Here is a 12,888-nt window from a genome sequence, read left to right as displayed (position 1 = left end):
CGGCGGGGCGGTCAGCTCCGAGCGGGGTCCCGGGGGCGGGCGCGGAGGTGGGCGCGTTCGCCCTGGGCGCCGAAGAGGCTGAGGAACTCGACCGCCTCACCGTCGGCGGGGCCGAACCAGTGCGGCACCCGGGTGTCGAACTCGGCCGCCTCGCCGGGCGTGAGCACCAGGTCGTGCTCGCCGAGGACCAGCCGCAGCCGGCCGTTGAGCACGTAGACCCACTCGTACCCCTCGTGAGTCTGCGGGGTGGGCTCGGCGGGCCGCCCGCCGGCCGGGATGACCAGCTTGTACGCCTGGATGCCGCCGGGCCGGCGGGTGAGCGGCAGCATGGTCATGCCGTGCCGGGTGACCGGCCGCAGGTGGATGCGCGGGTCGCCGGTGGGCGGGGCGCCGACCAGCTCGTCGAGCGTCACGCCGTGCGCCCGGGCCAGCGGCAGCAGCAGTTCGAGGGTGGGGCGGCGGCTGCCGGACTCCAGGCGGGACAGGGTGCTCACCGAGATGCCGGTTGCGGACGCCAGGTCCGCCAGGGTGGTCTCCCGTTCGCGGCGCAGCGCGCGCAGCCGGGGGCCTACCGCGTCGAGCGCCCGGTCGAGGTCGTCGTCCATCCCGTCAGTTTGCCAGACCAGCAACAAAGTTTGCGGGTACGGCCACCAGGTCGCATGGTTGCCGCGGGAGGTGGTCAGAATGACCGAAGGCTACGAGGTGGCGGTGATCGGCGGCGGCGCCGCCGGGTTGAGCGGGGCGCTGATGCTGGCCCGGGCGCGCCGGTCGGTCCTGGTGATCGACGGGGGCAGCCCGCGCAACGCCCCGGCCGAGGGGGTGCACGGGCTGCTGGCCCGCGACGGCACGCCCCCGGCGGAGCTGCTGGCACGCGGCCGGGACGAGGTCCGCCGGTACGGCGGGCACCTGCGGGACGGCCAGGTCGAGACGGTGACCCGCGACGGCGACGGTTTCCTGGTCGCGCTGGCCGACGGCCGCCCGGTCCGGGCCGCCCGGCTGCTGGTGGCCACCGGCCTGGTCGACGAGCTGCCGGAGGTGCCCGGCCTGCGCGAGCGGTGGGGTCGGGACGTGGTGCACTGCCCGTACTGCCACGGGTGGGAGGTGCGCGACCGGCCCATCGGGGTGCTGGCCACCGGCCCGCTGTCGGTGCACCAGGCGCTGCTGTTCCGCCAGTGGAGCGACGACGTCCTCTTCCTGCGTCACACCGCGCCGCCGCTCACCGACGAGCAGGCGGAGCAGCTGGCGGCCCGTGGCGTCCGCGTCGTCGAGGGCGAGGTCGCGTCGGTGGAGGTGGTCGCGGACCGGCTGGTCGGGGTACGCCTGCGCGACGGCCGGACGGTCGCGCGGGAGGTGCTGGTCGCCGGCCCCCGGATGGTGGCGCGGGCCGGGTTCCTGGCGGCGCTCGGGTTGCCGGCGGTGGCGCATCCGGCCGGGGTCGGCGAGCACGTCCCGGCCGACCCGACGGGGCGTACCGCGGTGCCCGGGGTGTGGGTCGCGGGCAACGTCACCGACCCGGCCGCACAGGTCGGCGCGGCCGCGGCGATGGGCGCCACGGCGGCCGCCGCGATCAACGGTGACCTGGTGGCCGAGGAGACCCGCCGCGCGGTCGAGGCAGCGCGACCGGGTGGCGTTCACGAATAAGACTTACACGGACATTGTTCCCCTTTAGGTTACTGCGGAGGGGTGCAGTCGAAACGGGGGGCGACGTGGACGACGGGTATCCGGCGATCGAGGACCACGGGCTGATCGGTGATCTCCAGACCGCCGCCCTGGTGACCTGCGACGGGACGATCGACTGGTTCTGCGCGCCCCGTTTCGACTCCCCCAGCATCTTCGCCAGCGTGCTGGACCGGGAGCGCGGCGGCTTCTTCCGCATCGCCCCCGACGAGACCACCTACGTCACCAAGCAGCTCTACCTGCCGGGCACCCCGATCCTGATCACGCGGTTCATCAGCGCCGACGGCGTCGCGGAGGTCCAGGACTTCATGCCGGTCACCGGCGAGAAGGCGACCGATGTGCACCGCCTGGTGCGGATCGTCACGATGGTGCGGGGCAGCATGCGGTTCCGGCTGGAGTGCCGGCCCCGCTTCGACTACGCACGGGAGCGGCCCCGCCTGGAACGGCACCGCAACGGATACGTCTTCCGCGGCTCGTCCGCGTCGCTCACCTTCAACCCGGTCCAGCCGGTCCGCCGCCTGATCGCCGAGGAGGACATGCACCTGGAGGGCGGCGACCTGATCGGGTTCGGCACCCTCAACGAGGGCGACACCGGCGGGGTGGTGCTGGAGACGAACTCGGACACGGAACCCCGGGCCGTCCCCCTCGAAGAGGTGCAGGGGATGTTCGAGTGGACCCGCGACTACTGGCGACGGTGGGTCGAGCGCTCCCGGTACACCGGCCGGTGGCGGGAGATGGTCGAGCGGTCGGCCATCACGCTCAAGCTGATGACGTACGCGCCCACCGGCGCCATGATCGCCGCGCCGACGGCCGCGCTGCCCGAACTCGTCGGCGGCACGCGCAACTGGGACTACCGCTACACCTGGGTCCGCGACACGTCGTTCTCGGTGCACGCCCTGCTCGGCCTCGGCTTCACCGAGGAGGTCGGCCGGTACATGGACTGGCTCGACGAGCGGATCCGCGAGGCCGGCGACCACCAGGCGCCGCTGAAGATCATGTACCGGGTCGACGGCTCGTCCGACCTGCACGAGGAGGTCCTCGACCACCTGGAGGGCTACCGCGGCTCCCGGCCCGTCCGGATCGGCAACGGCGCCGCGGACCAGCTCCAGCTCGACATCCACGGCGAGGCGCTGTTCGCCATGCACGTCGCCGACGAACAGGGCATCCGGGTCTCCCACCAGGTGTGGAAGAGCACCGTACGGCTCGTCGACTGGCTGTGCCACAACTGGGACCAGCCCGACGCCGGCATCTGGGAGAGCCGCCACCATCCCCGGGACTACACCTTCGGCCGGGTGATGTCCTGGGTGGCGCTGGACCGGGCCATCCGGCTCGCCGGCCGCACCGGCCGCCCCGGGGACGTCGGCTGCTGGACCACCCAGCGGAACCTGATCTACGACCAGGTGATGGCGCGCGGCTACCACCGGGGCCGGGGCTCCTTCGTCCAGGCCTACGGCGAGAACGTCCTGGACGCCGCGCTGCTGTCCATGCCGGCGGTCGGCTTCGTGACGCCGTCGGATCCGATGTGGTGCCGCACCCTCGAGGCCATCGAGCGCGAACTGGTCTCCGACAGCCTGGTCCACCGGTACGACCCGGTCCACTCCCCCGACGGGCTCCCCGGCCACGAGGGCACCTTCAACATGTGCACCTTCTGGTACGCCGAGGCGCTGGCCCGCTCCGGACGCCTCGACGACGCCCGGCTCACCTTCGAGAAGATGTTCACCTTCAGCAACCACCTAGGCCTCTACGCCGAGGAGATCGCGGCGACCGGCGAGCAGATCGGCAACTACCCGCAGGCCTTCAGCCACCTCGCGCTGATCAACACGGCGCTGGCGCTGAACGAGCTGCTCGACGTCGAGGCGGAGGCCCGCCGCAGACGCTGAACGGTCGGGCTACTCCTCCGGGACGCCCGGGCCGACCTCGCCGCGGCGCAGGTGCTCGACGTTGCGGTCGGCTTCGCTCTCCGCGTTGGCGGCTCCCGCCGCCGGGTCCTCGGTGCGGCGACCCTCGACGTCCTGGTACACCTCGCCGCGCTCGAGCGCTTGCTCCTGCTGCCGCCGACTCTGCTCCGGATCCGTCATGAACAGCCGTTTACCCCGGCCCCTCACACCCGCAAACCGGTCCCGGCGCCGACGGCCGGGCCGGAGCACGGTTAGCCATCGGCGGGCCGGGTAGGCATCCGCGCCGCGTGCAGACCCGATTGGACCCGGCAGGTCTGCCGGGACCCGTCCGAGAGGAACAACGGTGTCACCCGAGTATCGGAAGAACCCGGAGGCCGTGTCCCGGTTGTCGCCCGAGCAGTACCGGGTCACCCAGGAAGGCGGCACGGAGCCGGCCTTCGACAACCCGTACTGGGACAACAAGGAGCCGGGGATCTACGTCGACGTCGTGTCCGGCGAGCCCCTCTTCGCCTCCGTCAACAAATTCGACAGCGGCACCGGCTGGCCGTCCTTCACCAAGCCGATCGAGCCGAGGAACGTGGTCGAGGTGCGGGATTCCACCCTCGGCATGGTGCGAACGGAGGTCCGGTCGGCGCACGGGGACAGCCATCTGGGCCACGTGTTCGACGACGGCCCCGTGGAGGCCGGCGGTTTGCGCTACTGCATGAACTCCGCCTCCCTCCGGTTCATCCGGCTCGACGACCTCGAACGCGAGGGTTACGGCGAGTACCGCAGGTTGTTCGAACATTCGGACGGGGGGCGACAGCGATGAGCGACACGGAGAAGGCGGTCCTTGCCGGCGGCTGCTTCTGGGGCATGCAGGACCTGATCCGGAAACGTCCGGGCGTCGTGCACACCAGGGTCGGCTACACCGGCGGGGACGTGCCGAACGCGACCTACCGCAACCACGAGGGCCACGCCGAGGCGATCGAGATCGAATTCGATCCCGCCAAGCTCTCCTACCGCGACCTGCTCGAGTTCTTCTTCCAGGTGCACGACCCGACCACGAAGAACCGTCAGGGCGGCGACATCGGCACCAGCTACCGGTCCGCCATCTTCTACGGCGACGACCAGCAGCGAAAGGTCGCCGAGGACACCATCGCCGACGTCGACGCCTCCGGCCTGTGGCCGGGCAAGGTGGTCACCGAGGTCACCCCGGCCGGTCCCTTCTGGGAGGCCGAGCCGGAACACCAGGACTACCTGGAGAAGCATCCCGGCGGCTACACCTGCCACTTCCCCCGGCCCGACTGGAAGCTCCCCCGGCGGGGAGAAAGCCAGAGCTGATCGCACCTCCTGCCCACGACACAGACCCGAGGAGAAGGAGGCCCACGTGGCCGTCAAGACGCAGACCCTGGCCCGCGCCACCGACATCCGGCCGTTCACCGTGGAGATCCCCGAGTCGGAGCTCCAGGCGTTGCGACAGCGCATCGCGGCCACCCGCTGGCCCGAGAAGCAACTCGTCAACGACCAGTCGCAGGGCGTGCCGCTCGAGACGAGCCAGGCGCTCGCCCGCTACTGGGAGAAGGAGTACGACTGGCGCAAGGTCGAGGCGAGACTGAACTCGGTGCCGAACTTCATCACCGAGATCGACGGCCTGGACATCCACTTCCTGCACATCCGGTCCAAACACGAGGACGCGCTGCCGCTCATCGTCACCCACGGCTGGCCCGGCTCGATCATCGAACAGTTGAAGATCATCGGCCCGCTCACCGATCCCACCGCCCACGGCGGGTCCGCGTCGGACGCCTTCCATCTGGTGATCCCGTCGATGCCCGGCTACGGCTTCTCCGGCAAGCCGACCGAACCAGGCTGGGGGCCCGAGCACATCGCGCGCGCCTGGACCGAGCTGATGAAACGCCTCGGCTACGACCGGTTCGTCGCCCAGGGCGGCGACTGGGGCGCACTGATCACCAACCTCATGGGCGTGCAGGCGCCGCCGGAACTGGCCGGCATCCACACCAACATGCCGAGCACCGTCCCGCTCGAGATCGACGCCCTGGTCCAGTCCGACATCACCGGAATCAACAAGGCGCTGTCCAAGCTTCCGGCCAACCTCTCCGACGAGGAGCGGCGGGCCTGCGAGCAGCAGGACTTCTTCTGGAAGCACTCCGCCTACGCGCTGATCATGGCGACACGCCCCGAGACGCTGATCGGTCTCGCCGACTCGCCCATGGCCCTGGCCAGTTTCATGTGCGACCACGACGCGGCCAGCCTCGAGCTGATCTGCCGGGCCTTCGCCGGGCAGCCCGGCGGGCTCACGCGCGACGACATCCTCGACAACATCACGCTCACCTGGTTGACGAACACGGGCGTCTCCGCCGCCCGCCTCTACTGGGAGAACAAGCTCTCCTTCCTCGGCGCCAAGGACGTCTCCGTCCCCGCCGCCGTGAGCGTCTTCCCGGACGAGCTCTACGAGGCGCCCCGGTCCTGGGCCGAGCGGGCCTATCCGAATCTCATCCACTACAACAAGCTCGACCGGGGCGGGCACTTCGCGGCCTGGGAGCAGCCGCAACTGCTGTGCGACGAGATCCGCACCGCGTTCCGGTCGCTCCGCTAGCCGGATCCGTTCGGCCACCAGGTGGTGCCGCTGGGCGCACCTCCGCGTCTGATCCAGGTGTGGAGGTGCGCCCACGCCGGTCGCCGGCAGCGGGCCGGGCTGCGTACACCCGGATGGGGTCGCCGCCGTCCGCGGTGTCGGTCTAGACGGGCGTCGCGGACCCACCCTGGTTGATCCTGTCGGCCTGGTCCGTCACGGCCGCCAGGAAGGCGGTCAGTGCGGGAGCCCGCGGGGCGTCCCGGGTGACGACGACCAGGCGGCGCCGGACGGCGGCTTCGGCGACGTCCCGGACGGCGAGTGCGGGATCGTCGGCCGGCAGGGTCAACGCCGGCAGCAACCCGACGGCCGCCCCGACACGGATCAGTTCGAGTTGCACGTCCGCGTCGCTGGAGCGATGTCGCAGGTCGGGCTCGTATCCGCCGAGGGACCGACACGTCCCGACCACCATGGCGTGATGCCCGGTCCCCTCGGCGGAGGCGGTCCAGACGTCGGATCGCAGCACGGCGATCGGGACGGGCGCTCCCGTCCCGGCGAGCGGATGGGCTGCGGGCAGCACGACCTTCAACGGTTCCTCGTGCAGGAACGCGAAGCGGAGCCCTTCCGGTCGCGGCCGGGGATGGCCGTCGTACTCGTCGCCGATCACCAGGTCCACCGCACCCAGCCGCACGTTGGGCAGGGCCTGTTCGAGTTCGAGTTCGAAGATCTCCGCGCGTACCCGTGGATGGTCGGCCGCCATGCGGGCCACTGCGGGCACCAGCAGGCGGCGGGCCGCCGACTGGAGGCCGCCCGCCCGCACGGTGCCGCGGACGTCGCCGCTCAACGCCGCCAGGTCCGCCTCCGCCGCCTCGGCCGCCGACAGCAGCACCCGCGCATGGCCGGCCAGCAGCCGCCCGGCGTCGGTGAGCCGCACGCCGCGCCCGGCCTTCTCGAACAGCCGGGCGCCGGTCTCCTTCTCCAGGAGGGCCAACTGCTGGGACACCGTCGACGGGCTGTAGCCGAGAGCGGCGGCGACCGCTCCCAGCGTGCCTCGCTCCTCGAACTCCCGGAGGAAGCGGAGGCGGCGAAGATCCAGGGCGACCATGCGGAAATTCTAACGATTCAACTCCACCAATCATCGCTGGACCTGATCGGTCCGGTGGCCGATGCTCGTCGCATGGGTCCGGCGCTGTGTCTCGTGTCCGCGGCGTGCTTCGGCGCGATGGCGATCTTCGGCAAGTTCGCGTACGACGCGGGCGTCTCACCGGCGGCGCTGCTGCTGGTGCGCTTCAGCCTGGCAGCCGCGCTGCTGGGCGTGGTGCTCCTCCTGCGGCCGGGCCTACGACGGGCGGAGCCGGGCGAACACCGGGCCGTACCGACCGGCCGGGTGCTGGCGACCGCCATCGCGCTGGGCGCGGTCGGGTACGCGGCCCAGGCCGGCCTGTTCTTCTCCGCCCTGCAACGGATGGACGCCTCGCTGCTGTCCCTGATCCTCTACACCTACCCGGTCCTGGTCACCGTGGCGGCGGTGCTGCTGGGCCGCGACCGGCTGACGCCGGGGCGAACCGCCGCGCTGCTGGCCGCGTCCGCTGGAACCCTGCTGGTGCTGCTCGGCGCCGGCGGGGTGAGCTTCCACCCGGTCGGGGCGCTGCTGGCCTTCGGTGCGGCGGTCACCTACACCGTCTACATCCTCGTCGCCGACACCGTCGTGCACCGCCTGCCACCCGTGGTCCTGGCCGCGCTGGTGATGACCGGGGCCGCCGGCACCCTCGGGGCGGGCGCCGTGCTCACCGGCGGGGTCGACCTCGACTTCCGCCTGCCCGGATGGTTCTGGCTGGCCTGCATCGCCGTCGTCTCCACCGTCCTGGCGATGCTCACCTTCTTCGCCGGCCTGCGGCGGACCGGCCCGTCGACCGCGGCCATCCTGTCGACCTTCGAACCGGTGGTCACCACCGCACTGGCCGCGCTCGCCCTCGGTGAATCGCTGAGCCCGGTCCAGCTCGCCGGCGGCGTCCTGGTGCTGTCCTCCGTGGCGGTCCTCCAGGTCCGCCCGACCCGCGGGCAGGACAGGGAGGCGCCGGCTGCCGCACGCGACGACGCCGGCGAGCCGACGGCAGTGGCGTCGTAACGGCAGCAGGTCCGCACGGCGGAACGCACTTGTGCGACGGACTGCGGGAACTCCTCCGCCGCCACCAGCGGTCGGGTGGCAGCTGACGGTCATCAGACGGCTTACCGCCACTACCTGGAGGAGCGCTGACCGACGTGGGCGGTTTTCGCTTGTGGCCGCGTCACTTGCGGTAGTAGAAATCAGCGGCCTCGTCAGGGTGCGCCGGCGCGTTGATCTTCGAGGGCTTCCCGTGGTCGCTCATGGTGGTGGTCATCGTCAGTTTCGGGCCCTTGCCGGGCGTCAGCTCCACCCGGATCGAGGTGACCCACCCCCGGTCGTCGGTGGTGATCGTGAAGGGTGACAGGGGTGTGCCGATCGAGACGATGCTCGGCGCGCCCACGGGGAGGAACGGCTTGGCGTCTTCGCCGTCGGGGTCGAAACGGCCCGTGTAGGTGTGCGGGCCGACGTGGTCCACCGAGGTGATCGACGAGATGAACGCCTTCAGACCGGTCGGGTCGGCCCAGTCGAAGCGCAGGAAGGGATCGTCGCGCTTCACCCGCTTCAGATCGACGTGCACCCAGTCCTTCTCGTCGGACGGCCGTACGTAGCTGTCGGTGCCGATCACGATCCGGCTCCCCGCCGACGGGTACTTACCGCCGGTGACCGCGATCGTCGCCTGGAAGCGGCGCTTCTTCGGGTCGAAGGCGCCGGTGCCCTTCACGCTCTGCCCCTCGGGCAGGTTGCCCCGCACCGCGTACCGGTGGGCGACGCCCTGCGACCGCTGCAACGCCGCGACCAGCTCGCCGCGTAAGTCCGGTGTCGGCGACGGCGCCACGGAGGTGGCCTCGACAGGCTTCTCGGCGCGGCCGGGCTGCTCCATCTCGCTGCATCCGGCAGCGAGGAGCAGACCTCCGGTCAGAGCAATCGTGAGCAGGGCGCTGCGCTGGTTCATGATGTGTTCCCCCGTGGACCGGCCCGGTTGCTCGTCAGTTGGCTTGACTGACCCGAACTCCCGACACCAGGTGTGACCTCAACACCGGCGGGATGGCGCCCTGGGTCAGGACCCACTCATCGCCGACCGAGGCGACCACGAAGTCAAGGCGTTCACATCTCATCAGGACACCGCCCACCGACGGCATCGGCGTACGACGCTGGATCAGCGCGGCGTCGAGCAGTCGCTGTCCCGGCAGACTGGCCAGCGCGTCCGGCGCTGTTGCGGGCCCGACCCGCGTCTCCCCCTGATCCTCCATGTCGTACGACTCGTACGGCTCGCTGAAGCTCAAGGACAGGTGCTCACCCACCCCGTGCACCATGAGCGGCGGGTTGCCTTCGAAGTGCAGCCAGAAGTGAAGCAGGCTCTCGGCATCGCCGTCCCTGACGCCCTCGCGCCAGTAGCGGGCCTCGGTAACCGCCTCCAGGTTCCGACCGACAACACGCCGCAGCAGCTCTGCCGTTGCCGCTGGGTCAGCCACGCCCCAGCACACTACTGGCCCCTTCCGCGCGCCACACCGCCGCCCAACCGTCCGTCGATCTCTTGCCGACCAGGTGCGCGCCGGTCACCTCGGAAGGACCGGCGGACCGGTCAGTCAGGGGTGGTCGTCAACAGTCACGACCATGTCCAACCGGTACTGGTCCAGGTCGTGCACGCCCCACCGCTCCCCGCTTCGGATCCGGTGGAACCGGAAGACGCCGTTGGTGTCGTTGGCGCTGATGATGCAGCGGATCGGCGTACCGGGGATGGGAGCGCGAACCAGTCCGCACACAGCGTCGGCGACAGCCAACCCGAGCCGGAGCAGGGTGACCTGATCAGCATGGCTGATCTGGGGCCGACCGTCTTCGAGCAGGGTCACCTCGACTGGCGCGTGGTCCTCCAGATGGAAGCTGTTGACCTGGCATTCGTAGTGGGTCAGGTCCGGCCAGCCCATGCGGGCGATCGCCGCGGTCGGTGAGCCGGATGAGCGGTGTGCGGCGAAGACCAACGCACCCTCGGACTCCACGACGCCTTGTGAGAGCTTGTCGCGCAGCTCGTCGTGCAGCTCCGCGGCGGGTAGGGCGGCAGCCGGGCGCAGCGGTTGGAGCGCTGCCGCCGCGGACTCGTTCATGCTGATCGTCAACACGGGCGGCAGTGTAGGCCGACCCGGCGTCGCCGCTCGGCCAGGCGAGGATCACCAGCAGGAATGCCAGTAGGATCGGCCGTGATGGAGTCGGTGAGTTCAGCGATGGCCGTTCTGCTGCGCGGGATGACCGAGGCGTCATGGGCCGTCGAGCGCACCTTCACCGAGCTCCGCCTGAATCACCACCTTTTCGTGCCGGACGCCGACGGCGGGCGTTGCCGGTTCGAGGGCACGGATGATGAGGTGCTGATCTGGGGTAGTCGGCTGCTGTTCGACCCGTACGACGGGGTGGGCCAGCCGTCGCCCGGCGGACACCTGGAGTTCGACGCCCTGACGATCAGGCTGCCGCACCTCCCGGTGGAGGTCACCGACCACCCGTCCGAGATCCGCCTCTACCTGCGGCTGACGCTACGCGAGGACGGCTTCACGCTGACCGCGGGGATCGACGTCGACCTCCTCCAGCCGGTGTTCAGGTATCCAGCCGGCGAGCACACGGTCATGCGCGTCACCGAGGAACTCACCACCGTGGACGAAACCGTAGCCGCGGCCCGGCGTGCCGTCGACGCCTTCGCCGATCACCACTCGCTCTTCGACGACATCGGCTTCCCCCGCCGGCCTTAGAGCTGGCACGTCCTCACCACCGGCCCCTGCCCGCGGTGACGGAAAGATGAAGCACCCTGCTCTACACGTCACGTCGGCAGGACCCGAAGGTGGGATCGAAGCTCGGCAACGAGGGAGCTCAGCTGTTCTCCTGCCTCCACCGTGATGAAGACTCGGGCGAGCCAGGCGTCGGGCGACAGGGAGTGTCCTCGGAGAGCGCCGCCCAGACTGACATGCCCCTTGCCGTCGTGCCGCGCTGTGATCCGCAGCTTCCCGTCCAGTGATCGCCAACCACGCTCGCCGTCCCAGCCACGCCAGTCATCGGCCAGCCCCTGCAGGAAGGCGACGAGGTCAGGCTCCTCGGCCTGGGTCGGCCTTGACAGCTTGACCTCGCCGCGCGCGCTGAGCCCTTCGTCATGCAGCTCCACCGGCATCACGGCGACGTAGCCGTCACCCCACGGATCCACCGGCGGATGGAGGACCCAGGCGGCCTCGGCGGGTGGACAGCGGACAACCAGCGGGTCGCTCATCATGCCGCATTATGGCTGCCGGATCTCGTCGTCGCTGCTGGTGCGGCGCTCGGCCCGGTGGAGGGTTCTCAACGCGGTCCTGGCTGCGGTCCGCACGTGGGCCCCGGTTCGGGTAACCCCATCGTCTTCGGCAGCAAGGCGGGTCAGGATCGAGTCAGCACGTGGATCACCTGTCGATCCGAGCGCTCGGGCCGCCCAGAAGCGCAACTCTGGATCGTCGTGGCGGGTTGCTCGTACCAGCCGGTCGAAGACGAGTGGGCCGAACTGCGCCAGCGCAGCCGCCACGTAACCCATCCGCGGGTAGCTCTTCGACTCGAACGCGCGCCACAAGGATGCCAGGGCGCGCTGTCCACCGATCTCGGCCAACGCGGCGGCGGCCGCGGCGCGCACGAACTCCGCCGGGTCGTCCAGTCGAGCCGCCAGCGCGACGATCGCGGCCTCCTCACCCAACTGCCCCAGCGCCCGACAGGCGGCTTCACGGGCAAACCCGTCCGGATGGGCCGACAGGTCGATCAGCAGTGGTACGGCAGCGTCGATGCCAAGCCGCCCACACGCCCCGGCTGCCCACGCCTGGCAGCCGTAGTCCGCGTCAGCGAGACAGTCCAGCAACGGGCCGGCCAACGAGGCGTCGCCGAACAGGCCGACCTGATTGAGGGCACGCGTGTAGATCTCAGGGTCGAATCGGCGGTAATCGGCAACGACGGCGCGGAGTACCTGTGCGGCATCGTCGTCGCCGTCCCCCGCAAGCAGCAGCAGCCGGCCAAGCACGGACAGGCGAACTGACCGGTCCGGATCAGCCAGCCCTCGCACATCGTGTGACACCGGCACACGCTACCCGTGCTCGCACCATCGCTCTGGATGCCCGGCTCGTCACGGGCGCCGCAGCCGTGTGAGAAGGGGCGTGGGTAGGGTCCCGGCTGTGGAGGTGGCGGTGCAACTCGTAACGGAGGTGACCTCCGAGATCGTTGCGGCGTTCTGCCGCGTAGAGCCCGAGCTGTCCAGCCGACCCCTACCGGTTGCTCCGGCTGAGCCGGACTGGATGGCGTCCTGCGAGGTGTACCGATTGCTGGTGGGTCGGGTCGACCATCCTCCGTGGGCGTCGCGTCGGCCGCCTGGGTCGCCAGCCCCCCTAGTCACCCACCTGCTCGGCACCTGAATCTTCCCGATCTCCGGCCGGGCCCCCGAGGAGGTGCCGCGCTCCACCGTCTCCGGAGCGCGCTCGTTGTCGCAGTTCCTTCCACCGGCCTTCCTCGTGGAGCAGCCGGTTCAGTCGTCTGCGCGCATGCACATCATGTTGGCCGAGGGTCGCCAGCTCGACACGACGGCCGGCGCGAGCAAGCAGGTCCATGTGCCACAGGTGTGCGTTATGGCGTTCGTGGTCGCTGCTGTA

At 70.6% G+C, this 12,888-nt stretch carries 15 protein-coding genes; 7 read left to right on the top strand and 8 right to left on the bottom strand.

Annotated elements, in window-relative coordinates:
• Nucleotides 1-11: 11 nt before the first annotated feature.
• On the bottom strand, nt 12-605 hold the full coding sequence (locus NLX85_RS21795; RefSeq protein ID WP_254337978.1) for a helix-turn-helix domain-containing protein: 594 nt from the start codon (nt 603-605) through the stop codon (nt 12-14).
• A gap of 79 nt (nt 606-684) precedes the next feature.
• On the opposite strand from NLX85_RS21795, the gene NLX85_RS21790 reads away from it, so the two are divergent.
• Nucleotides 685-1,641 carry an NAD(P)/FAD-dependent oxidoreductase gene (locus NLX85_RS21790; protein WP_254337977.1) on the top strand — a complete coding sequence of 319 codons (957 nt, stop codon included), beginning with the start codon at nt 685-687 and terminating at the stop codon, nt 1,639-1,641.
• A 65-nt stretch (nt 1,642-1,706) separates the two neighbouring features.
• Nucleotides 1,707-3,557: a glycoside hydrolase family 15 protein gene (locus NLX85_RS21785; RefSeq protein WP_254337975.1), complete on the top strand. Its 1,851-nt coding sequence runs from the start codon at nt 1,707-1,709 to the stop codon at nt 3,555-3,557.
• A gap of 9 nt (nt 3,558-3,566) precedes the next feature.
• On the opposite strand, the gene NLX85_RS21780 is transcribed toward NLX85_RS21785, so the two are convergent.
• Complete coding sequence (locus NLX85_RS21780; protein WP_254337973.1) at nt 3,567-3,755, bottom strand: ribonuclease; 189 nt, start codon at nt 3,753-3,755, stop codon at nt 3,567-3,569.
• Between the two features lie 163 nt (nt 3,756-3,918).
• On the opposite strand from NLX85_RS21780, the gene msrB reads away from it, so the two are divergent.
• From msrB to NLX85_RS21765, 3 genes are read left to right on the top strand one after another with little or no spacing between them, the layout of a single operon-like run.
• A complete protein-coding gene (gene msrB, locus NLX85_RS21775) occupies nt 3,919-4,386 on the top strand; it encodes a peptide-methionine (R)-S-oxide reductase MsrB (protein WP_091319750.1) in 468 nt (155 codons plus the stop codon).
• Complete coding sequence (gene msrA, locus NLX85_RS21770) at nt 4,383-4,898, top strand: peptide-methionine (S)-S-oxide reductase MsrA (RefSeq protein WP_254337971.1); 516 nt, start codon at nt 4,383-4,385, stop codon at nt 4,896-4,898. Before msrB ends, msrA begins: the two co-directional genes overlap by 4 nt.
• 46 nt (nt 4,899-4,944) lie before the next feature.
• Entirely contained in the window at nt 4,945-6,171 is a 1,227-nt protein-coding gene (locus NLX85_RS21765; RefSeq protein ID WP_254337969.1) for an epoxide hydrolase family protein, read from the top strand.
• A 142-nt stretch (nt 6,172-6,313) separates the two neighbouring features.
• On the opposite strand, the gene NLX85_RS21760 is transcribed toward NLX85_RS21765, so the two are convergent.
• The gene (locus NLX85_RS21760; protein ID WP_254337967.1) at nt 6,314-7,252 is read right to left on the bottom strand and encodes a LysR family transcriptional regulator; all 939 of its coding nucleotides are present in this window, start codon (nt 7,250-7,252) and stop codon (nt 6,314-6,316) included.
• A 72-nt stretch (nt 7,253-7,324) separates the two neighbouring features.
• On the opposite strand from NLX85_RS21760, the gene NLX85_RS21755 reads away from it, so the two are divergent.
• Nucleotides 7,325-8,275, top strand: a complete 951-nt coding sequence (locus tag NLX85_RS21755) for a DMT family transporter (protein ID WP_254337965.1) — start codon at nt 7,325-7,327, stop codon at nt 8,273-8,275.
• A 160-nt stretch (nt 8,276-8,435) separates the two neighbouring features.
• Here NLX85_RS21755 and NLX85_RS21750 read toward each other — a convergent pair whose 3' ends face one another.
• From NLX85_RS21750 to NLX85_RS21740, 3 genes are all read right to left on the bottom strand, one after another.
• Nucleotides 8,436-9,206 (bottom strand): hypothetical protein, encoded by a 771-nt coding sequence (locus tag NLX85_RS21750; RefSeq protein WP_254337963.1) that lies wholly within the window; start codon nt 9,204-9,206, stop codon nt 8,436-8,438.
• A gap of 34 nt (nt 9,207-9,240) precedes the next feature.
• On the bottom strand, nt 9,241-9,726 hold the full coding sequence (locus NLX85_RS21745) for a hypothetical protein (protein ID WP_254337961.1): 486 nt from the start codon (nt 9,724-9,726) through the stop codon (nt 9,241-9,243).
• A gap of 114 nt (nt 9,727-9,840) precedes the next feature.
• Nucleotides 9,841-10,371, bottom strand: a complete 531-nt coding sequence (locus tag NLX85_RS21740; RefSeq protein WP_254337959.1) for a hypothetical protein — start codon at nt 10,369-10,371, stop codon at nt 9,841-9,843.
• A 102-nt stretch (nt 10,372-10,473) separates the two neighbouring features.
• Between NLX85_RS21740 and NLX85_RS21735 the strand changes: the two genes are divergently transcribed.
• Nucleotides 10,474-10,989, top strand: a complete 516-nt coding sequence (locus NLX85_RS21735) for a hypothetical protein (RefSeq protein WP_254337957.1) — start codon at nt 10,474-10,476, stop codon at nt 10,987-10,989.
• Between the two features lie 68 nt (nt 10,990-11,057).
• Here the strand turns inward: NLX85_RS21735 and NLX85_RS21730 are convergent, their stop codons facing one another.
• Both NLX85_RS21730 and NLX85_RS33130 read right to left on the bottom strand, forming a co-directional pair.
• Nucleotides 11,058-11,498: a DUF6228 family protein gene (locus NLX85_RS21730; RefSeq protein ID WP_254337955.1), complete on the bottom strand. Its 441-nt coding sequence runs from the start codon at nt 11,496-11,498 to the stop codon at nt 11,058-11,060.
• A gap of 9 nt (nt 11,499-11,507) precedes the next feature.
• Nucleotides 11,508-12,320, bottom strand: a complete 813-nt coding sequence (locus tag NLX85_RS33130; protein ID WP_254337953.1) for a HEAT repeat domain-containing protein — start codon at nt 12,318-12,320, stop codon at nt 11,508-11,510.
• Nucleotides 12,321-12,888: the final 568 nt, after the last annotated feature.

The organism is Micromonospora sp. A3M-1-15 (genome assembly GCF_024213425.1).
Classification (GTDB): Bacteria; Actinomycetota; Actinomycetes; order Mycobacteriales; family Micromonosporaceae; genus Micromonospora; species Micromonospora chersina.
The sequence above is the reverse complement of the archived record's forward strand: the minus strand, read 5'-3'. Positions and strand labels throughout refer to the sequence as shown.